Source organism: Clostridium thermobutyricum, assembly GCF_000371465.1.
GTDB lineage: Bacteria > Bacillota > Clostridia > Clostridiales > Clostridiaceae > Clostridium > Clostridium thermobutyricum.
Window position 1 is genome coordinate 630,836 of sequence record NZ_KB850956.1, and the last position, 22,288, is coordinate 653,123.

Sequence of the window (22,288 nt, forward strand, 5' to 3'; positions counted from 1 at the left end):
TTATATATAGGTGTAATATGTATAAAACAAAAGGGTTATACAATAACTTTAATAAAGGTATTAAATATAATAAAAGATTAGATGCTTTGAATAGAACTTTATTTTATTGTATAATAATAATATATTACATAATAAAGGAATGAGAATATGAATAAGAACTTTAAAGGAGCTTTATACGCTGTAATTACAATATTGATAATTATTCTAATTGTTAGATTTTTAATAAGATTACTTCCATATTTTTTAGTAATTGGATTTATAATATGGCTTATTTTTAAATTTAAAAAGAAGACTAATAAGACAAGTGAATATAGAGAAGAAAATTATTATAATAAAGATAGCTACAATAATCAAACTTATTCTAATGTAGATTCTTATGAAGAAGATGACGATTTTGATACAAGTAATGCTATTGATGTTGATTATGAAGATGTAGATAATAAATAAGATTATCTTTTATATTAAAAAGGTGAATAGAGAAATTAGTCTATTCACCTTTATTCATATTTTAGAATATTAGGAGGGACATATGAACTTTAGAAAGCTTAGAATATTTTATGAAACAGCAATGGAACTTAATATGACAAAAGTAGGAAAGAAATTATATATTAGTCAACCTTCAGTTAGTCAAGCAATTCAGGAGCTAGAAGCTGAATTAGATGTTAAGTTATTTGATAGAATAGGAAAAAAAATAAAACTTACTAATGAAGGTGAGGTTTATTTAAATTATGTAAGAAGAATACTTAATATTTATGAAGAGGGTGTAGATAAAATAAAGAGTATAAGGGAAAGTAGGAGTGGAGAAATAAAGATTGGGGCAAGTACTACTATAGGGATTTATGTTTTGCCTAAAATAATAAAAAAATTTCATAATAAATATAATGATATAAAAATTTCTTTAATTATTGATAATACAGAAAATATTGAAAATTTAATTTTAAAAAATGAAATTGATTTTGCTTTTGTTGAAGGAAATGTTCATTCTGATGAAATTAATGTTGAAAAATTTTGGGAAGATAATCTTGTTTTTATATGTGAAAATAAAAGTAATATAGAAACAATACAAGATGGTAAGAAATTATCTATAATAATGAGAGAAAAAGGTAGTGGAACTAGAGAAATAATAGAAAATAAATTGATTAAAGAGAATATACCATTTGATATATTTATGGAGCTTGGAAGCACAGAAGCTATTAAAAGAAGTGTAGAAAGTGGAATGGGAATAGGATGTGTTTCTGAAAGGTGTATAAAACGAGAATTAAAGTATGGAATATTAAAGAAAATATCTGTTAAAGGAATAGATATAAGAAGAGACTTATTATTCATTTGTCATAGAGATAAATTTATAAATAATAACATGAGTATATTTATTAAGGAAGCTAAATTATATAAATAAAAAAGAGATGCTTAACTTAAGCATCTCTTTTTTGTATATATATAATATTTAAAGCTCTACGCTTTCAAAGGAGGGTAGAGTTTATTTAATTTAAAAGTCTATTTTGTAAATTTAGCTTTTGGTATGTTAAAGAAAAAATTAACTATAAAGTTGTAGAATACAAAAGCTATTATTGCTGTAGTAACAAAAAACTCTATTCCGGCTATTCCCTTAACTATATTTGCATAAGTTATATATCCAAATTTAACTAGATATTCATTAACCTTTACAGAAGCTACAAGAGATATAGCCAATGGGAAGGTAAGGGCTGCAAAAGTTGGATTGAACTTTATAGAGAAAAACTTAGGACAGTTTATATAATCATATAAAGTTGCAAGTAAAGTTAATCCAAAGAAAAAGCTTACTATGTATATATTAGGGTGTTTATATAATGTTATATAACTAATTGTACAAAGTGATCCAGGTGCTGCAAATATTGCTATTAAAGGATATTGATTATCTGGAACTTCTACAGTACAAAGTCTATAAATTACCACAGGTAAGTATGTTAAAAATGACATTACTACAAAATAAAAAACTGGTTTTACTAATTTAGTAGCGTGCATTGGTACACTTGTAGTACAAGATACTGAAATACCAACAAGTAAAACATACCAACAAGGTAATACTGTATTTATATCAAATTTTATAATTACGTGTCTTATTAAAAAGAAAACTACAAAAAAGACATTAAGTAAAAGTCCAAACATCCAAATACTATGTCCTAATGAATAATTAAATTTTAAAAAATAAACACCTATATTCATTAAAAGCATTGTTGATGTAGGATATAATGCCATTAAAATAGTATTGTTCATTTCGCTCCAAACTGTTTTTGGATGACGAATTACCTTAGCTAAAGCTACAATTAAAGCTAAGCAACTTATGTATACAAATATGCTTTGTATAATTGGAAAACCGTGTTTAGCAAAAACACTGGATAAGCTAACGGCTCCAAGACATGTCCCAATAAATCCAATAGGATAGTCTTTTAATTCAATGTTAAAAAATCCATTTTTCAAAAGAAATCACCTCATATTAAAGTATATTAATTAAATAAAGAATAAATAGTGAAAATACAAAACCACACAAGGCTAATATTTTAACAGTTCCACTAGCTTTAGGTCTTTTTGAGATAGAATCCAAAAAAAACACATCCTTTCTTTAATAAGCTTGTGATAATTATAACAATTATGAGAAGGTTTATAATGTGACGATTATCACACTTGTTTACAAAATGTATAATAAATTTAAATGAAATGTGATTTATATCACATTTAATGTATATTAAAGATAGTAATATTAAGATAACATTTATCAAAATTTAAACAATATAAAATATGATTATTAAATAAACTAAATATTTTTTTGGTTGTTTTATAATTTAAATAAAATTTGTCAATTAAATTATATAGTGATAAAATTGTTAGGATATGATGTGAAAATAATTAATAAATAATTTTTATAATAAGTGATATAGAATTTTGGTGACTCAAGAGGTTTTATTTGCTAAATATTTAAATATATCTATTTTATAAACTTATAACAATAAAATAAATAGAAATAAAGCTGTATTATATTAGGTTATGTAATACAGCTTTATTAAAAATGGGAGGGAAATTAATGATTTCTTTAGAAGAGGCAAAAAAAATAATTTTAGATAATATAAAGGAAAAGGATTCAGAAGAAGTTTTTTTACATGAAGCTTTAAATAGGACTTTATATGATGATGTAATTTCACCAATAAATAATCCTCCTTTTCCAAAATCACCTTTAGATGGGTATGCTTTAAATGGGGAAGAATTAGAAGATTTAATTGATTATAAAGAGTTTGAAGTTATAGATAAAATATTTGCAGGAATGGTATCTAAAAAAAATGTAGGCAAAGGTCAATGTATAAGAATAATGACTGGAGCAAAAATTCCAAATGGATGTAATTGTGTTGTAAGACAAGAAGATACAGAAGAAAAAGATAGGTTTGTTAAAATATTCAAAAAACATAAAGCTTTTGATAATTATATTTATGAAGGTGAAGATTTTAAAAAAGATGATATAATTTTAAAGGGAGGAACAAAATTAAAAGCTTCAGAAATAATGGCAATATCATCTCTTGGAATTGAAAAAGTTAAAGTTTATAAAAGACCTGTTGTTGGAATTATAAATACTGGAGACGAAATTCAAAATTCAGGAGAAGCATTAAAGGAAGGAAAAGTATATAATTGCAATGGTCCCTTTTTAGCTTCAAGAATAAATGAGTTAAATCTTATAGCAAAGCTTAATGATAATCTTTTAGATAATGAAGAAAGCTTAAAGAATGGAATAGAGAGTTTAGAAAAAGAAACAGATATCATAATTTCTACTGGAGGAGTGTCTGTTGGAGAAAAAGATATAGTACAAAAAGTTGTTAAAGATTTAGGGTATGAGATTTTATTTTGGAAGGTAAATATAAAGCCAGGTTCTCCACTTTTTGTGGGCAAAAAAGGGGAAAAATTATATATAGGACTTTCAGGAACACCAGTTGCAAGTGCAACAACTTTTGAGCTTCTTTGTCGTGATGCTTTATTGAAAATGATAAATTGTACTGAAGATATGTTAAAAGAGCATAAAGGTATCTTATTAGAAGATTTTAAGAAGAAAAGTAAAAAAAGAAGATTTTTAAGAGTAAATATAGATAATAATGATAATGTTACAATTAATAATATTTATCAAAGTCCTGGGCAAGTTCACACTATGATAAATAGTAACGCAATTTTAGAAGTAAAGGAAAATGAAACATTAGAAGCAGGGACTAAAGTTTCAGTTTTAATTTAGTTATGATTAAATGTTCAGCAATAATATTAGCAGGTGGAAAAAGCAGTAGAATGAATTATAATCCAAAAGGATTGTTAAAATTTAAAGATAAAAAATTTATAGATAGAGAAATTGAAGCATTAAAGGATTTTAGTGAAATAATAATATCTTCTAATGATGAGAGGATAGATAATGAATATAAAAGCTTCCATATTATAAAGGATATAATAAAAGATATCGGACCAATGGGAGGTTTTTATTCTTGCTTAAATGAAATAAAAGAAGAAAAAAGTATTATTGTTTCATGTGATATGCCATTTTTAAATAGAGATATTTTAAATAAATTAGGAAGTATAAATTTTGAAGAAGATTGTTTAATTCCACTTGTTAATGGAGAAATAGAGCCTTTTTGTGGAGTGTATAAAAAGAAAATTTTAAAAGATATTAGAAAAACTATAGATGATGGAAATTATAGTCTAAGAAGATTTATAAAAACATTAAATGTAAAGTTTATTTGTATAGAAGACAATAATAATTTTATAAATATAAATACTGTAGAAGATTATAATAATTTACTGAAAGAGGATAAATAAATGGCAAATGTAATAAATGTAGTAGGAGAATGTTCTAATGTAGGTAAAACTACTCTTATAGTTGGGATAATAAAAGAATTGAAGTCTAGAGGATTTAGTGTAGGAACTATAAAGCATCATAGCCATAAGTTAGATTTAGACAAAAAAGGTAAAGATACATATAAGCATAGAGAGGCAGGAGCAGAAGAAATTTGCATAACTTCAGAAGGAAGAACGGCAATATTTATTGAAAGAGAGCTCGATTTAGAAGAGGTAATTAGTTTATTTGAACATAAGGATTTTATAATAGTAGAAGGTTATAAAAATAGTAATTTAAAAAAAATTGAAGTATATAATTCAAAATTAAGTACTAAAATTATAACTAAAAAAGAAAATTTAATATGTGTAGCCTCAGATATAGAGCTTAATATAGATAATATAAAGGTTATAGATAGAAATGATTATAAAAAGTTAGCTGATATTATAATAGCCTTTAAGGAGGGAGTTGTTTAGATTATGTATACACTTGGAATAATAACTAGTAGTGACACAGGATATAAAGGAGGAAGAGAGGATTTAAGCGGAAAAGTAATTGAAGAGATTGGAAAAGAACATGGTTTTAAAGTAGAAAGATATGTAATGCTTCCTGATGAGAAAGAAATGCTAAAAGAAGAAATGATAAATATGAGTGATAATTTAAAATTAGAACTTGTATTAACAACAGGGGGAACTGGTTTTAGCAAGAGAGATATAACACCAGAAGCGACAAAAGAAGTTATAGAAAGAGAAGCATTAGGAATACCAGAGGCAATAAGAGCATATAGCTTAACTTTAACTAAGAGAGCAATGCTTTCAAGAGCAACAGCTGGTATAAGAGGTGAAACATTAATAATAAATATGCCAGGAAGTCCAAAGGCATGTAGAGAAATAATGGATTATATAATAGAAGATATAAAGCATGGAATAGACATAATGAAGGGAAGAACAGGAGAATGCGCAAGAAAATAAAACTACTTATTTCCATAATAGTATTAGGGGGCGCTGTTATGGGGCTAGTTGCATGTGGTGAAAAAAATGATAATAAAAATAATAAAAAAGTAATCACAATTAGTGTTGCAGCTAGTTTAGAAGAGCCTATGAAAACAATACAAGGATTATTTTATGATAAAACTGGTATAGAGATTAAATTAAATGTAGGCGGTTCAGGAACATTAGAAAAACAAATATCCAATGGAGCAAAAGTTGATATGTTTTTCTCAGCAAATAAAGAGAACACAGATAAATTAATAGATAAAGGATTTGTTTATGAAAATAAAAGCTATAATTTCCTAGAAAATTCTTTAGTAGTAATTGGCGGAAAAGATACAAAAAAGTTAAATAATTTAAATGAGCTTAAAGATGCAAAAGGAAAGATAGCAATTGGAGAAATAAATACAGTACCAGCAGGTTCATATGCAAAAGAAGCACTAGAAAAAGCAAATTCATGGAACTTAGTAGATAATAAACTTGTTTATGCTAAAAGTGTAACAAGTGTAAAAAACTATGTTGAAAGTGGAGATGCTGAATATGGTTTTGTATATAAAACTGATGCTTATAAATTAAAAAATGGAAAAATAGTTTATGAAATAAATGATAATATGCATAAGAAAATAGAATATAATTTAGTTATTTTAAAGAATAGCGAAAATAAAAAAGATGATACATCCTTACTAGAATTTTTACAAAGCCCAGAAGCTAAAAAAGTATTTGAGCAATACGGATTTAAGGAAAATTAATTGATTTTAAATGCTTTTATAGTTTCTTTAAAGGTTGTATTTGTAGCAGTTTCAATAAGTCTTTTATTAGGTATCTTATTGAATTATGTATTAATTGAAAAAAGAAGTAGGGGGAAAAGCTTATTAGAAACTTTAATAATATTTCCTATGTTTTTACCGCCATCAGCTATAGGATATATAGTTCTTATAGTATTTGGCAAAAGTGGAGCAATAGGAGAGTTTCTTTCTGAAAGCTTTAATGTATCAGTGATATTTACTATAATTGGAGCAATTATAGTAGGAATAATTGTTTCATTGCCTATAATGTATCAAAGTATAAAAACTTCTCTTTTAGGAGTTGATATGGATATAAAATGGGCAGCTAGTGAGATGGGAGCTTCAAAAGCACAAATATATAGAAAAATAAGTTTACCACTTAGTAAAAAAGGAATTTTAACTGGAGTAATACTTTCTATAGCAAGAGTATTTGGAGAATTTGGAGCTACTATACTTGTAGCAGGAAATATACCGGGAGAAACACAAACTGTTCCAATGGCAATGTATTATGCTATTGAAAATGATAATAGAGAGATTGCCACAATTATTTTAATTTGTATAGTTATAATATCTGTTGCTTTAACTTTATCTTATAATTTTATACTTAAAAGAATGAAATGAGGGATTAAAAGTGAAAAAAGTATATGTTAAAGATGCAATAGGAATGGTTCTTTGTCATGATATAACGAAGATAGTTCCAGGAGAATTTAAAGGAAGAGCCTTTAAAAAAGGTCATATAATAAGAGAAGAAGATATAGATGAACTTCTTTCAATAGGAAAAGAACATATTTATGTTTGGGAAGCCAAAGAAGGTATGTTACATGAAAATGATGCAGCAGAAAGAATAAAAAATTTAGTATGCGGTGAAGGAATAAAATTTGGAGAAATAAAAGAAGGAAAAATAAATTTTATAGCAGAAAGAAATGGGCTTCTAAAGATAAATAAAGAAAAGCTTTTAGACATAAATGATTTAGGAGAAATAATAATAGCGACAATTCATAATAATACTCCAGTTAAAGAAGGAGAATTATTAGGGGGAACTAGAGTTATTCCTCTTGTTATAGATGAAAAGAAAATAATAGAAGCAGAAAATCTTATAAATGAAAAGATAATAGAAGTAAAAGAAATAAAAGGAAAGAAAGTTCACATGATAACTACTGGAAGCGAAGTTTTTCATGGAAGAATAAAAGATGCTTTTGGACCAGCAGTTAAAAGAAAAATAGAATATTATGGTTGTGAATTAGTAAATCAAGCAATTGTAGATGATAAAAAAGAAGATATAATAAGAGAAATACATAAAGCTTTGGATGCTGGAGCAGAATTTATAGTCTGTACAGGAGGAATGTCAGTAGATCCAGATGATATAACTCCAACAGCAATAAAAGAATGTGGAGCAGAATTAGTAACATATGGTGCGCCAGTTCTTCCAGGAGCTATGTTTCTTTTAGCTTATTATGGAGATATACCAATAGTAGGTCTTCCAGGATGTGTAATGTATTCAAAAAGAACAATATTTGACATAGTTCTTCCTAGAATATTAGCAGATGAAAAATTAAAAAGAAGAGATATTAGTGAGCTTGGGCATGGAGGTCAATGTTTAGATTGTAAAGTTTGTACATTCCCACATTGTTCATTTGGAAAGGGTGTTTAATTTGGAAGGTAAATTTACTCATTTTGATAATGAAGGTAATGCTGTAATGGTTGATGTTACAGATAAAAAAGAAACTAAAAGAGTTGCAATAGCAACAGGAAAAGTAAAGGTAAGTAAGGAAACTTTAGAATTAATAAAAGAAGGTAAAATAGGAAAAGGAGATGTTTTAGGAGTAGCTAGAGTTGCAGGTATTATGGGAATGAAAAGAACATCAGATTTAATTCCTATGTGCCATCCAATAATGATAAATGGTTGTTCAATAAATTTTGAAATAGATGATGAAAATAATTCTATTATAATAGAAGGAATGGCTAAAATAAGTGAAAAAACAGGTGTTGAAATGGAAGCCTTAACAGGAGTTACTATAGCAGCATTAACTATTTATGATATGTGTAAAGCTGTAGATAAAAGAATAACAATTTCAGATGTACACTTAAAAAGTAAGACAGGTGGAAAAAGTGGAGACTTTTTTTACTAATAAGAGGTGAATTTTTTGAAAGATAAGTATGGTAGAACAGTAGATTATATAAGAATATCACTTACAGATAAATGTAATTTAAGATGTATTTACTGTATGCCTAGTGATGGAAATATTTTTTTTGAAAAAGAAGAAAATTTAAATAATGATGAAATATATAAAATAGTTAAAGAAAGTGCTAAACTTGGAATAAGAAAAGTTAGATTGACAGGGGGAGAACCATTAGTTAGAAAAGATATAAATGAGCTAATAGAAAAAATATATTTAATAGATGGAATTGAAGAGATAGCATTAACTACTAATGGTATGCTTTTAGAAGAAAGATTAGAATTCTTACATAGTCATGGAGTAAAAAGTTTAAATATAAGTTTAGATACTTTAAATGAAGAAAAATTTAAGTATATAACTCGTGGAGGAGATATACATAAAGTATTTAGAAGTATAGAAAAAAGTTTAAAGTTAGGTATAAAAATAAAAATAAATACTGTTGTTATAGAAGATATAAATAAAAATGAGATTATAGATTTAATAAATTTTACTAAAGATAGAGATATTTCATTGAGATTTATAGAGCTTATGCCAATAGGAGAAGGTAAAAAATTCAAAGGTGTTTCTAATGGAGAAATAATGAAAATTATAGAAGATAATAATTTAGAAACTGTAATTTTAGAAAGAAATAAAAAAGATGGTCCTGCAAAATATATAAAAATAAAAGATTATAAAGGGAAAATTGGATTCATAAGCGCAATGAGTAACTGTTTTTGTGAGGACTGTAATAGAATAAGAATTACTACTGATGGAATGCTTAAAAAATGTTTAAATTGGAAAAGTGATATAAATTTAAAAAAAGTTATTAGAGAAGGTAAAGAAGAAAAACTATTAGAAACAATAAAAAATGGAATCTACAATAAACCTAAAATGTATTTATTTAATAAACAAGATTCTAATGAAGAAAATAGAAATATGAACGAAATTGGAGGCTAGTATGGGAAAAATAGTAGCAATATGCAAAAGTGAAAAAAAAGGAACAGCTAAGAAAAGAATAGGCGAAATAAATTTAATTGAAAACTTTGGCTTAGAAGGAGATGCCCATGGTGGAAATTGGCATAGACAAGTTAGCTTATTAGATGTTCAAAAAATAAATGACTTCAATAAAGAAGGCGGAAATGTAGTTTTTGGAGATTTTGGAGAAAATCTTGTTATAGAAGGAATCGAAGTAGATAAATTACCAATTGGACAAAAGTTACAAGTAGGTGATGCTATTTTAGAAGTAACTCAAATAGGGAAAAAATGCCATAATGAATGCGAGATTTTTCATAGAGTAGGAAGATGCATCATGCCAGTATATGGAACTTTTGCACGTGTTTTAAAAAGTGGACATATAGAAGAAGGTATAGATATTGAATTAATAAAATAAAGCATATAAAATTGAAAAATATTTACAAATAATGTATAATATCCCTAAATTTATTAAAAGATTTGGGGGTATTTTTTTATGGTTAAAATTAAAATGAAAACACCATTAGTTGAAATGGATGGAGATGAAATGACAAGAATTCTATGGAAGAGCATAAAAGAAGATTTATTAGAACCTTTTATAGAATTAAAAACAGAATATTATGATTTGGGGCTAAAACATAGAGATGAAACATTAGATAAAGTAACAATAGAGGCAGCAGAAGCAATAAAAAAATATGGAGTAGGAGTAAAATGTGCTACAATAACTGCAAATTCAGATAGAGTAAAAGAATATAATTTAAAAGAAATGTGGAAAAGTCCAAATGGAACTATTAGAGCTATTTTGGATGGGACAGTTTTTAGATCACCAATATTAGTTAATAATATAAAACCATACGTTAATAATTGGGAGAAACCTATAACAATTGCTAGACATGCTTATGGAGATATATATAAGGATGTTGAAATGAAAATAGAAGGAAAAGGAAAGTGTGAGCTAGTATTCACTGATGAAAATGGAAAAGAAACTAGAGAATTAATTCATAATTTTAATGGTGAAGGTGTAGTTTTAGGAATGCATAATTTAAATTCATCTATAGAAAGTTTTGCAAGGAGCTGTTTTAATTATGCTTTAGATATAAAAGAAGATTTATGGTTTTCAAGTAAAGATACTATTTCTAAAAAATATGATCATACTTTTAAAGATATTTTTGAAGATATATATAATAAAGAATATAAAGAGAAATTTGAAAAATTAGGAATTGAATATTTTTATACTTTAATAGATGATGCTGTAGCAAGAGTTATTAAATCTAATGGAGGGATGATTTGGGCATGTAAAAATTATGATGGAGATGTTATGAGTGATATGATAGCAACTGCATTTGGATCTTTAGCAATGATGACATCTGTTTTAGTATCTCCAGAAGGAAATTATGAATATGAAGCAGCTCATGGAACAGTTCAAAGGCATTACTATAGATATTTAAAAGGAGGAGATACATCCACTAATTCAATTGCTACAATATTTGCATGGACTGGAGCTTTAAGAAAGCGTGGAGAATTAGATGAGAATGAAGAATTAATAATATTTGCTAATAAATTAGAAAAAGCTTCAATTAAAGTAATAGAAGATGGTAAGATGACAAAAGATTTAGCTTTAATAACAAGTTATAAAAATCCACTTGTATTAAATAGTTTTCAATTTATAAAGGAAATAAGAAATGAATTAGAAAAAATACTATAAAGTCATAAAAAAATAAGGTTTTGATTTGGCCTCATTAAGAATAATATATAATATTTTTAATGAGGTCAAATTCTTTTTTTTTATAAGTATATAAAAAAAGAAAAAAATCAAAAAAATGTTAATAAAATTGTTTACATTTATAGGGAAATATTATAGAATATAAATGTAAACAAAAAGTAACAAAATTGTAAATGATTTCGAATTTATAAGAGAAAACAATGGAAATGCAAAATATGTAAAAATTATAAAATAAATGATAATATTTTAATAAGTTTAATAAAGTATTCATGAAAACTTTTTTAAAACATATAATTCAAATAGATATAATTTAAAAGGAGAAATAGATGTAATTTAAAAGGAGATGGGAATGTGAATAAAATATTAGTATTATCAAAAGGAACTGGACAATCTAAAGCTTTCGAAAGAGCAGCTATGGCATATACAGAAAAAAATAATAATCCAGTTGAATGGATTTTTGCTACTGAAGCTACAATGGGAGAAGCTATTTCAAAAGGTGATATTACTGTTGCAATTATATCACCAGAATTAATGTTAGTAGAGAAAAAGCTTAAAGCTGAATTAGAAACAGTTGAGATTCCATATATAACAATAAAGCCAGTTGATTTTGGTCTTAAAAATATGGAAAAGATAATGCCGCAATTAAAACCTTATATAAAATAATAAATGTGACATATGGGAGACATTATACTAACTAGACCCGGAAGAGAAATTTTTAGATTACTTGATTATGGAATTTACGTGGATGGAAAAAAGGTTAACTTTATAAGGGATGATACAAGAAAGGTATTAAAGTTAAAAGAAGGTAATCATGAAATATATATTAGAGCACTTGGTGCTAAAAGTAATATTTTAAATATAAATATAAAAAATAAGGAAACAGTTAGGTTAACATGTAAAAATAATTTAACAGGTTTCAAGTATTTATTCTCATATTTATATATTTTTAGTAAAAATTTACTTAAGTTAGATTATACTAAGATTTAATGGTCAAAGTCATTAGTAGAATTTTAAGGGGATAACTTAAATTAAATTTAACTAAAGATCGGGAATAAACAAAAAGGGGTATGTATATCTTTTATAAAAAGAGGACGGCACTTTCTCAATGTAAAGGATAATCATATAAATAAATGTATATAGGGGGAACTAAAATGAAATTTATGGACAAATTAGCGGCTGGCTTAGAAAAATTTCTTATGCCAATAGCTGAAAAGCTAGGTCGCCAAAAGCAATTATGTGCTTTAAGAGACGGATTTATAGCAACATTACCAGTGGCAATGGCAGGAGCCATGGGGTCATTATTTTTAAACGCACTTGTAAGAGATACATCAGTATTTGGTGAAAAATTAAACAAAATTGATGCATACGCACAAAATATCCAACCATTTTTAACAAAATATATAGTACCTATACTTGGTAACATGTGGTGGGGAACTATTGCATTAACGTCATTATTCATAGTATTAGCTATCGCTTATTCATTAGGAAGAGCTTATGATATTGACCCATTTGCAACAGCTTTAGTTTCATTAGGAGCATTTTTAACATTAGTTCCAGATTCAACTAATGTTTCAGTAACTCCAGAAGGTGCAACTGAAGCAATAACAGGCGGTATGTGGGGAGTTATGAACTATAGTTCATTTAACTCAACTGCCATGTTTACAGCAATGCTTGTAGCATTATTAGGAGGGCAATTATTTATTTATCTTACTAAAAAAGGAATTGTTATTAAAATGCCTGAGCAAGTGCCACCAGCTGTATCAAAAGCATTTGCAGCTGTTATACCAGCAATCGTTGTAATAGGATTAGCAGGATTAGTACATTCATTATCTTTAGCATTTACAGGAATGGACTTTAAGGTATTTATCGAAAAAACAATTCAAGAACCTTTAATGGCACTTGGACAATCACCAGTAACTTATATAATATTAATTTTATTATCACAATTATTATGGTTCTTTGGATTACATGGATTAAACATGGTAGAACCAGCATTAAATACTTTATATAAACCAGCATTATATGATAATATTGATGCTGTAACAGCTGGAGGACAAGCACTTAATACATTAACAAGAAACTTTGTTGACGTATATGCAATGCCAGGAGGATCAGGAGGTACTCTAGCACTATTAATAGCTATATTCATATTCTCTAAGAGACAAGAATCAAGAGAACTTGCTAAATTAGCTATAGCACCAGGATGTTTCAATATTAATGAGCCAGTAATATTCGGTTTACCACTAGTATTAAACCCAATTTACTTTATACCATTTGTAATTACACCACCAATCTGTATAGCAATAGCTTATATGGTAACGGAAGCAGGATTTGTATCTAGAATTTGTGCAGAACTTCCATGGGTTACACCACCAGTGTTCCATGCTGTACTAGCTACAAATGGAGATATAAGAGCAGGTATCCTTTCAGCAGCATTATTACTTCTTTCAGTATTAATCTGGACTCCATTCGTTATAGCTGCTAACAGAGTAGGAAATGAATAATAATTAAAAATTAACTATATGAATTTAAAAGGGATATAAGTAGAACTTATATCCCTTGTATTTTGAGTAAAATAATTATATGTAATAAGAAAACTATTTAAATATATTACATAAATTATAATAAAAACATAAAGTTTTAAAAATATAGAAAACAAATACCTTTATATGTTAAAATAATTATATAATAGTAAATAATAGGAGGGATTATAGGTGGGATTTATAAATTCAACTGTAGTAGATTATCCAGTAGAAGAGGTTTTTAAAGTTTTTATAAGAACTGCAAAAAGAGATTTTCCAAAATTTAATGAAAAAGATCCTATAGGAAGTGCTGTTATAAAACAAGTAGGAACATATTCAGCTAAAACAGGAACTCTTAGAATTGAGATAACTGATTATAAATTAAATGAAAAATATCAAATAACAAGTGTAAGAGATAAAATGATGTATATTTCAACTTATTCTTTTGAAAAAGATGGAGAAGATAGAACAAAAATAACTCTTGAAGAGACTGAAGAAACTCCAGGAGCATTTCAAATTATTAATACTATAATACAAAAAGTACTTTTTAAGAAAACTGTAAGACGAAGATTTGGAACTTTTATAAATGGTCTTGAAAGTGAGATTGAAAAGCATAGAGAAAAAGTTTTAAAGGCACAACCTAAAAAAGTATTAGAAAACTCAGAAGAAGAGATTGCTATTGAAAAGGAAAGTGCACAATTGGAAAATATAGAAGAAAAATAAAAATGATGTGAGATAATCTCACATCATTTTTGTTTTAAAAAGCAAAGTTTCCATCTTTAAATACTTGAATTTCTTCTCCGGAATGAGTTATTCCTATTATATTTAAATCTTTAGAACCAACCATAAAATCAACATGTTGTAAAGAATCATTAACACCATGTTTTTCTAATTCTTCTTCACTCATTTGCTCTCCACCTTCAATACAGCTTCCATATGCACGACCAATAGCAAGGTGGCATGAAGCATTTTCATCAAATAGTGTATTATAGAAAAGAATGTTTGAATTTGATATAGGAGAATCATAAGGAACAAGAGCAACTTCTCCTAAATAGTGTGAACCTTCATCAGTTTCTATTAATTCTTTTAAAGAATCATAGCCTTCTTTTGCAGTAAAATCTACTATTTTTCCATCTTTAAAAGTAAGAGAAAAATCAGTTATTAAAGTTCCACTATGATTTAGTGGTTTAGTTGAATAAACAATTCCATTAACACCAGTCTTTTTAGGTAAAGTAAATATTTCTTCTGTAGGGATATTAGCTATAAATTCTAATCCTTCAGAAGTAAAATCAGAACCTCCACACCAAATATGTCCTTCTGGTAATTCAATTTCTAAATCTGTACCTAAACTATTTGAATATTTAAGAGTTTTAAAATTATATTTTTTGAAAGATTTAATTTTTTCTTTTAAGTTATTTGAGTGATTTGTCCATTCAGTATTAGGGTCTTCTAGATCAACTCTAACAATTTTAAATATAGCTTCCCATAAAGCTTCAACTGCTTTTTCTTCAGATAAATCTGGGAATACTTTTTTAGCCCAAGCTACAGTTGGTAAGGAAACAACACACCATGCATTTTCATTATTCATAACTTTTGCATAATAATCTTTTAAAGCTATGCTTCTACTTTGAGAAAATGCTGCTACTTTTTTTGAATCTATATCTTTAAGAAGTTCAGGATTACTTGCAGAGATTGAAAGAAATGATGAACCTTCTCTTTGATAATAAAGATATTTTTCAACTTCAAATGATGGAACATTTTTTAATGTCTCCATAGAAGTATTTTCAAATCTTATTTTAGAAAAGTTTTCATCTCCATAATTTATATAAACATCTTTAGCTCCAGCTTTATATGCCTTTTCTGAAACTTTTCTAGCAAAGCTAGCACATTCGATTGGAGAATTTATAAATAATAAACCATCTTTTTGAATATTAAGTCCTTTTTTTACAATTAAATCTGCATATTTTTCTATCATATTGTCAAAATTATTAATCATGTCAATACCTCCAAATTAATATAATAAAATTATTTTACCATATATAGTAAAGTAAATGGATAACAAAGTTTAAACAACTTGAAAACATATTTATTGTATGCGTACATAATAAGTAATATAATATATTTACTTAATAATAATGTTTTAATTAATAGAAATGAGGTGCTAAATTTGAATAAGCTATTAACTGAATTAATAGAAAAAAATAAAGTATATGGGAATAAGGGAAAACTAGCTTCATATATACCAGCACTTTTAAAAGCAAACAAAGAAGATTTAGGAATAGTTATCGTAGATCTTAATGGAGAAGAATTTTCAGCAGGAAAAAGTGATAAAATTTTTACAATACAAAGTATATCTAAAGTAATTAGCTTAATGTTAGCTATAAAAGATAATGGATACCAAAAAGTTTTAGAAAAGGTTAATGTAGAACCAACAGGGGAAGGGTTTAATTCAATAGTTAACTTAGAGACAAAAGATACTAAGAGACCATATAATCCAATGATAAATGCAGGAGCTATAGTAACGACTTCTTTAATAAAAGGAAAAACTGAAGAAGAAAAATTAAAAAAATTAATTGATTTTATGAAAAAAGCAACGAACAATGAAAATATAGGAATTAACGAAGAAGTTTATGTTTCAGAAAAATTAACTGGTGATAGAAATAGAGCTTTAGCATATTACATGAAAAGTAATGGAATATTAGAAGGTAATATAGAAGAAATTTTAGATTTATATTTTAGACAATGTTCAATAGAAGGAAGTGCTAGAGATTTAGCCAGATTAGGGGCTGTTCTTGCAAATGATGGTGTTATACCATGGAGTGGAGAAATATTAATAGAAAAAGAAATTTGTAGAATAGCAAAAACTATAATGGTAACTTGCGGAATGTATGATGCTTCAGGAGAATTTGCTGTAAAAATAGGTATACCAGCTAAAAGTGGAGTTGGTGGAGGAATTTTAGGTGCAGTTCCAAAGCGAATGGGAATAGGTGTATATGGTCCTGCATTAGATGAAAAAGGAAACAGTATAGCGGGAATAGAGCTTTTAAAAGATTTATCAAATGAATTAGATTTAAGCATATTTTAAAATAAAGTTTAGTACATATGGAAATATAATTAACTATTGTAAACTATACGTTACTAAATTTAATTATAAAATGTTATAATTATGAAAAGAGAGAAAAAATAACTGGAGGAAAAAATGGAAAAATTATTGATATTAGATTCAAATTCACTTATGAATAGGGCATTTTTTGCAATTCCACAAACATTAACAAATAGCGAAGGAATACATACAAATGCTATTTATGGATTTATAAATATGCTAATAAAAATGAAAGAAGACATAAATCCTAATTATATAATTGCAACTTTTGATAAAAAAGCTCCTACTTTTAGACATAAGGAATATAAAGATTATAAAGCAGGAAGAAAAAAAATGGCTCCAGAACTTTATGAACAATTTCCAATTATAAAAGAACTTTTAGATTATTTAGGAATAGATTGTTATGAATTAGATGGTTTTGAGGCGGATGATTTAATAGGAACTATAGCTAAAGAAGCATGTAGAAATGGAATAGAAGTATTTGTTGTTACAGGAGATAAAGATGCTCTTCAATTAGCAGAAGATAACATAAATGTAGTTATAACTAAAAAAGGTGTTTCAGAAGTAGCAATATATAATGAAAAAGCATTCATTGATGAATTTGGAGTTACTCCAACACAATTTATAGATGTAAAAGGACTTATGGGAGATAAGTCAGATAATATACCAGGAGTTCCTGGTGTAGGAGAAAAAACAGCATTTAAATTAATTAAAGAATATGGTTCTATTGAAGCTGTTTTAGAAAATATACCTAATATAGCAGGAAAAAAATTAAAAGAAAACTTAGAAGAAAATAGAGAACAAGCGATTTTTAGTAAGAGATTAGCTACAATAGAAGTTAATGCTCCTATAACAGGAATAATGGACGCAATAACAGCTGAAAAAGAGCCTAATAACCATATGGCAAAAGAACTTTTATTAAAACTTGGTATGAATAGAAATATAATAAACAAATTAGTTCAAGAAGAAGAAAAAGAAGAGAAAGAAATTGAGGTTTTAGAGTTAAAAGAAGAAAAAGAGATTAAAGACTTCTTAAAAAAATATAATAAATATTATATAACTTACTCTGAAATTCACACTCCTTTAAATTCTGAAAGAAATATAAATAACTTATATCTATTTGCAGAAGATAAAGTAGTAAAATTAAATAATTCAGTAGAATTAGAGTGGGTAAAAGGCTTCTTTGAGGATAAGAATATTGAAAAAGTTATTCATGACGGAAAGGCATTAATAAAAATTCTTGATAATAATGGAATAAAAATAGAAGGATTTAATTTTGATACAGCAATTGGAGCGTATATAATCGATTCTTCAAAAGGTGATTATTCTATTGATAAAGTTGCAGCTTTTACAATTTTTGAAGAAATAAAAGGTGAAACACCAGAAGATAGATTTTTAAATGGAGTATCATATTTAAAAGTAATAGAAAAGGATTTAAAAGATAAAATCGCTAAAGAAGGAATGGAAGAACTTTACTATAATATAGAACATCCATTAATGTTTGTATTAGCTGATATGGAAAATGTAGGATTTAAAATAGATAGAGATGTTTTAGATTCACTTCAAGTTAAATTTAAAGCTGAATTAGATAAGACTGAAGAAGAGATATATGATTTAGCAGAAGAGAAGTTTAATATAAACTCTCCAAAACAATTAGGAGTTATTCTTTTTGAAAAGCTTGATTTAAGAGTAATAAAAAAGACTAAAACAGGATATTCAACAAATGTTGATGTTTTAAATAAACTTAAAGATGACCATCCTATAATAGAAAAAATAATTTATTATAGACAAATAAGTAAAATATATTCAACTTATGTGGAAGGAATGAAGGCGTTAATAGATCATGATGGAAGAATCCATACAAACTTTAATCAAACTGTTACTACAACAGGAAGACTTTCAAGTACAGAACCAAACCTTCAAAATATTCCAATAAGATATGATATGGGAAGAGAAATAAGAAAGATATTTATACCTCAAGAGAAAGATGATATATTATTATCTCTTGATTATTCACAAATAGAGCTTAGAGTTTTAGCTCATATTAGTGGTGATGAAAATATGATAGATTCTTTTAAACACCATAGTGATATCCATACAAAGACAGCTTCAGAGGTATTTAATGTTCCTATAGAAGAAGTTACAAGTCTTATGAGGTCAAGAGCTAAAGCTGTAAACTTTGGTATAGTTTATGGAATAAGTGATTTTTCACTTGCTCAAGACTTAAAAATAACAAAAAAAGAAGCAAGCAACTATATGGAAATATATTTTAATAGATATCCAAAGATAAAAGATTATCTTAATAATGTAGTTGAAGAAGCAAAAGAAACTGGTATAGCAAAAACTATTTTAAATAGAAAAAGATTTATACCTGAAATTAAATCTTCTAATAGAATAGTTAAAGCTTTAGGAGAAAGACTTGCAATGAATGCACCTATTCAAGGAAGTGCAGCAGATATAATAAAAATTGCAATGATAAATGTCTATAATAGAATAAAAAATGAAAAGCTTAATAGTGAATTAATTTTACAAGTACATGATGAACTTATTTTAAATGTAAAGAAAGATGAGTTAGAAAAAGTAAAAAGTCTTGTAAAAGAAGAAATGGAAAATGTATTAGAGTTAAAAGTTCCATTAGAAGTTGATTCTAATACTGGAACTACATGGTATAATACGAAGTAGAGAGGAGACTTAAAAGTGCTTAAGATAGGGCTTACAGGTGGAATAGGAACAGGAAAATCAACTGTTTCTGCTATATTTAGAGAGCATGGTATAGAAATAGTTGATGCAGATATAATAGCAAGAGAAGTTCTTGAAAAATATCCTGAAATATTAAATAAAGTAAGAGTAGAATTTGGAGAAGGTTTTTTTGATTGGAGAGGTGACTTTAGACGTAAAGAATTTGGAAACCATATTTTTAAATTTCCAAAGCAACGTATAAAGTATGAATCAATAGTAATGCCTTATATAAAAAAAGAAATACACAATGAAATAGAAAGATTAGAAAAAGAAAAAAACCAATTAATAATAGTTGATGCACCAATATTAATAGAAACTGGGTTACATGAAGAAATGGATTATGTTGTTTTGGTAAGTGCAGATACACAAACACAAATACAAAGAATAAAGGCTAGAGATGGATTGGCTAATAATGATGCATTGAATAGAATAAACGCGCAAATGTCTTTAGATAAGAAACGTGAATTTTCTAATATAATTATAGATAATAATAAAGATTTAGAAAATACAAGAGTTCAAGTAGAAGATATAATTACATTTTTTAAAGAAATGTTGTAAAGGATGAGGGAAGACTAATGAAATTAAAAAAGTGGATAATAGCAATAATTGTATTAATTATTGTTATTATAGGTGGAAGAATCCTTATAAAAGATTATTTCTTTCCATATGCTCATAAAGATGCTGTAATCAAATATAGTAAGGAATATAATTTAGATCCATTGTTTGTTCTCTCTGTTATGAAAGCGGAAAGCGGATTTAATCCTGATGCAACTTCTCATAAAAATGCAGTAGGTTTAATGCAAATAACTAAGGAAACTGGTACTTGGATAGCAGAACAAATGAAAATGGAAAATTTTAATGTAAATGACTTATATGATGAAAATACTAATATAAAAATGGCTTGTTGGTATTTAAACAATTTGTCTAAAGAATTTGATGGGGATAGGGATTTAATTGTAGCTGCTTATAATGCAGGAAGAGGGAATGTTAATAAATGGCTTAAAAATAATGAATATTCAGGTGATGGTAAAAAATTAACTTATATTCCTTTTAAAGAAACTAAACATTACGTAGATAAAGTAAATATTTATTATAAAATATATAAAAGACTATATAATTAATAAATATAGCATATGTTTTATATAGAGGAGGTGGAGCTATTACCTTTTAATAAGTAAGTTATTATTAGTAGGTAAAGCAAAATATAATGGGTAAGAAAATGGGGATAAAGCTAGGAGTAGGATTAGGATTAGCCTTAATATTAATAGTACTGATAGGGGTAAAAGCATTACTTCCATATTTTATTCCAGTAAAGATAATACAAACTTGGGGAAATGGCGCTCCAACTAGTAGAGAAGAGATTTTATATGATTTTATACAAAATCATATGACTACAGATAATGGAGGAATAAAAACTAATTATCTTAATGAAAAAAATGACGGTGATATAACAAAGGGAGATTCTGTTTTATCTGAGTCAGAAGGATTAATGCTTTTATATTATCTTGAAAGAGATGATAAAGAAGGATTCAATAAGACATTTGAATATATAAAGAATAATATGCTTTTATCAAATGGGCTTATAAGTTGGAGAGTTGATGGAGATAAAAGATCTACTGTATCAGCAACTATAGATGATTTAAGAATAATTAAGGCTCTTATTATGGGAGGAGAAAAATGGAATAATTTAAAATACAGATATTATGCTATAGAAATGGCAAATGGAGTATATAGAAAATTAAGAACAGAAAATATTCTCGTTGATTTTAATGATGGTCAAACTAATAGTGATAAAGTAACTCTTTGCTATATTGATTTAGAAGCTTTACAATATTTAAATAATATAGATTTTAAATGGAAAAGTATTAGAGTTGAATCAGAGAAAATACTAAATGGAGGATTTATAAGCAATAAAGTTCCTTTATACAGAAAATATTATGATATAAAAACTAAAAAATACGATAATGATAAAAATGTAGATATGCTTTTAAATACAATAATATTATTAGATAAAGCAGAAGTAGGCCAAAATATTTCTGAAAGTTTAAATTGGATAATAGATAAATTTAAAACAGATGGAGCAATTTATGTTTCTTATAATGATGCTACAGGGGAAATGACATCTGATATTCAATCAACATCAATATATGCAAACTTATTACAAATAGCAGAAATAGAAAATAATAAAGAACTTTACACTCTAGCTCTAAGAAAACTTAATGCTTATCAAGTTTTAGATAAAAAGAGTAAGCTTTATGGTGGATATGGAGATAAAAAAACAATGCAAGTATATTCATTTGATAATTTAAATGCATTACTTGCTTATAGAGATGTAGAATAAAATATATCTATATTGAAGATTCTATTTATAGGAGTCTTTAATATAGATTTTTTTATTATGTAAAAAATATTTTTATAAATTTAAGATGAATAAAAATTTATAAAAAATAAATGACTTTTGGTCA

The 22,288-nt window shown here is 26.6% G+C and carries 24 protein-coding genes; 22 read left to right on the forward strand and 2 right to left on the reverse strand.

Annotation, left to right across the window (positions count from 1 at the left end):
- The first annotated feature begins 147 nt into the window (after positions 1–147).
- Both HMPREF1092_RS02815 and HMPREF1092_RS02820 read left to right on the forward strand, forming a co-directional pair.
- Entirely contained in the window at positions 148–447 is a 300-nt protein-coding gene (locus HMPREF1092_RS02815; protein WP_002597085.1) for a hypothetical protein, read from the forward strand.
- An 82-nt stretch (positions 448–529) separates the two neighbouring features.
- The gene (locus HMPREF1092_RS02820; protein WP_002597086.1) at positions 530–1,396 is read left to right on the forward strand and encodes a LysR family transcriptional regulator; all 867 of its coding nucleotides are present in this window, start codon (positions 530–532) and stop codon (positions 1,394–1,396) included.
- Positions 1,397–1,494: 98 nt separating this feature from the next.
- On the opposite strand, the gene HMPREF1092_RS02825 is transcribed toward HMPREF1092_RS02820, so the two are convergent.
- Positions 1,495–2,457, reverse strand: coding sequence for a TDT family transporter (locus HMPREF1092_RS02825; protein ID WP_002597087.1), 963 nt, complete (start codon positions 2,455–2,457; stop codon positions 1,495–1,497).
- A gap of 601 nt (positions 2,458–3,058) precedes the next feature.
- Between HMPREF1092_RS02825 and HMPREF1092_RS02830 the strand changes: the two genes are divergently transcribed.
- The 15 genes from HMPREF1092_RS02830 to HMPREF1092_RS02900 all read left to right on the forward strand — a co-directional run bounded on the left by HMPREF1092_RS02830 (position 3,059) and on the right by HMPREF1092_RS02900 (position 14,704).
- A complete protein-coding gene (locus tag HMPREF1092_RS02830) occupies positions 3,059–4,246 on the forward strand; it encodes a molybdopterin molybdotransferase MoeA (RefSeq protein WP_002597088.1) in 1,188 nt (395 codons plus the stop codon).
- 2 nt (positions 4,247–4,248) lie between these two features.
- Entirely contained in the window at positions 4,249–4,818 is a 570-nt protein-coding gene (locus HMPREF1092_RS02835) for a molybdenum cofactor guanylyltransferase (RefSeq protein WP_002597089.1), read from the forward strand.
- On the forward strand, positions 4,819–5,310 hold the full coding sequence (gene mobB / locus HMPREF1092_RS02840; protein ID WP_002597090.1) for a molybdopterin-guanine dinucleotide biosynthesis protein B: 492 nt from the start codon (positions 4,819–4,821) through the stop codon (positions 5,308–5,310).
- Between the two features lie 3 nt (positions 5,311–5,313).
- Positions 5,314–5,805: a MogA/MoaB family molybdenum cofactor biosynthesis protein gene (locus tag HMPREF1092_RS02845; RefSeq protein ID WP_002597091.1), complete on the forward strand. Its 492-nt coding sequence runs from the start codon at positions 5,314–5,316 to the stop codon at positions 5,803–5,805.
- 38 nt (positions 5,806–5,843) lie between these two features.
- Positions 5,844–6,572 carry a molybdate ABC transporter substrate-binding protein gene (gene modA / locus HMPREF1092_RS02850; RefSeq protein ID WP_002597092.1) on the forward strand — a complete coding sequence of 243 codons (729 nt, stop codon included), beginning with the start codon at positions 5,844–5,846 and terminating at the stop codon, positions 6,570–6,572.
- A complete protein-coding gene (modB, locus tag HMPREF1092_RS02855) occupies positions 6,573–7,229 on the forward strand; it encodes a molybdate ABC transporter permease subunit (RefSeq protein WP_002597093.1) in 657 nt (218 codons plus the stop codon).
- 10 nt (positions 7,230–7,239) lie between these two features.
- Complete coding sequence (locus HMPREF1092_RS02860; protein ID WP_002597094.1) at positions 7,240–8,259, forward strand: molybdopterin-binding protein; 1,020 nt, start codon at positions 7,240–7,242, stop codon at positions 8,257–8,259.
- A gap of 1 nt (position 8,260) precedes the next feature.
- A complete protein-coding gene (moaC, locus tag HMPREF1092_RS02865) occupies positions 8,261–8,737 on the forward strand; it encodes a cyclic pyranopterin monophosphate synthase MoaC (protein WP_002597095.1) in 477 nt (158 codons plus the stop codon).
- 6 nt (positions 8,738–8,743) lie between these two features.
- Entirely contained in the window at positions 8,744–9,721 is a 978-nt protein-coding gene (moaA, locus tag HMPREF1092_RS02870) for a GTP 3',8-cyclase MoaA (protein ID WP_242830402.1), read from the forward strand.
- Position 9,722: 1 nt separating this feature from the next.
- A complete protein-coding gene (locus HMPREF1092_RS02875) occupies positions 9,723–10,154 on the forward strand; it encodes an MOSC domain-containing protein (protein ID WP_002597097.1) in 432 nt (143 codons plus the stop codon).
- Between the two features lie 78 nt (positions 10,155–10,232).
- A complete protein-coding gene (locus tag HMPREF1092_RS02880) occupies positions 10,233–11,441 on the forward strand; it encodes an NADP-dependent isocitrate dehydrogenase (protein ID WP_002597098.1) in 1,209 nt (402 codons plus the stop codon).
- 369 nt (positions 11,442–11,810) lie between these two features.
- Positions 11,811–12,122, forward strand: coding sequence for a hypothetical protein (locus HMPREF1092_RS02885; RefSeq protein ID WP_002597099.1), 312 nt, complete (start codon positions 11,811–11,813; stop codon positions 12,120–12,122).
- Between the two features lie 12 nt (positions 12,123–12,134).
- The gene (locus HMPREF1092_RS02890) at positions 12,135–12,446 is read left to right on the forward strand and encodes a hypothetical protein (protein WP_002597100.1); all 312 of its coding nucleotides are present in this window, start codon (positions 12,135–12,137) and stop codon (positions 12,444–12,446) included.
- Between the two features lie 164 nt (positions 12,447–12,610).
- A complete protein-coding gene (locus HMPREF1092_RS02895) occupies positions 12,611–13,963 on the forward strand; it encodes a PTS sugar transporter subunit IIC (RefSeq protein WP_002597101.1) in 1,353 nt (450 codons plus the stop codon).
- Between the two features lie 210 nt (positions 13,964–14,173).
- A complete protein-coding gene (locus tag HMPREF1092_RS02900; RefSeq protein WP_002597102.1) occupies positions 14,174–14,704 on the forward strand; it encodes a DUF3284 domain-containing protein in 531 nt (176 codons plus the stop codon).
- Between the two features lie 34 nt (positions 14,705–14,738).
- Here the strand turns inward: HMPREF1092_RS02900 and HMPREF1092_RS02905 are convergent, their stop codons facing one another.
- The gene (locus HMPREF1092_RS02905; RefSeq protein ID WP_002597103.1) at positions 14,739–15,977 is read right to left on the reverse strand and encodes an aminopeptidase; all 1,239 of its coding nucleotides are present in this window, start codon (positions 15,975–15,977) and stop codon (positions 14,739–14,741) included.
- A 171-nt stretch (positions 15,978–16,148) separates the two neighbouring features.
- Here HMPREF1092_RS02905 and glsA point away from each other — a divergent pair, with 171 nt between their 5' ends.
- The 5 genes from glsA to HMPREF1092_RS02930 all read left to right on the forward strand — a co-directional run bounded on the left by glsA (position 16,149) and on the right by HMPREF1092_RS02930 (position 22,164).
- Positions 16,149–17,066, forward strand: a complete 918-nt coding sequence (gene glsA, locus HMPREF1092_RS02910; protein WP_002597104.1) for a glutaminase A — start codon at positions 16,149–16,151, stop codon at positions 17,064–17,066.
- A gap of 114 nt (positions 17,067–17,180) precedes the next feature.
- Positions 17,181–19,766 (forward strand): DNA polymerase I, encoded by a 2,586-nt coding sequence (gene polA, locus HMPREF1092_RS02915; RefSeq protein ID WP_002597105.1) that lies wholly within the window; start codon positions 17,181–17,183, stop codon positions 19,764–19,766.
- A 15-nt stretch (positions 19,767–19,781) separates the two neighbouring features.
- Positions 19,782–20,381 carry a dephospho-CoA kinase gene (coaE, locus tag HMPREF1092_RS02920; protein ID WP_002597106.1) on the forward strand — a complete coding sequence of 200 codons (600 nt, stop codon included), beginning with the start codon at positions 19,782–19,784 and terminating at the stop codon, positions 20,379–20,381.
- Between the two features lie 17 nt (positions 20,382–20,398).
- Positions 20,399–20,944, forward strand: a complete 546-nt coding sequence (locus tag HMPREF1092_RS02925) for a lytic transglycosylase domain-containing protein (protein ID WP_002597107.1) — start codon at positions 20,399–20,401, stop codon at positions 20,942–20,944.
- Between the two features lie 86 nt (positions 20,945–21,030).
- Positions 21,031–22,164: a glycosyl hydrolase family 8 gene (locus HMPREF1092_RS02930; RefSeq protein WP_002597108.1), complete on the forward strand. Its 1,134-nt coding sequence runs from the start codon at positions 21,031–21,033 to the stop codon at positions 22,162–22,164.
- Positions 22,165–22,288 lie beyond the last annotated feature (124 nt).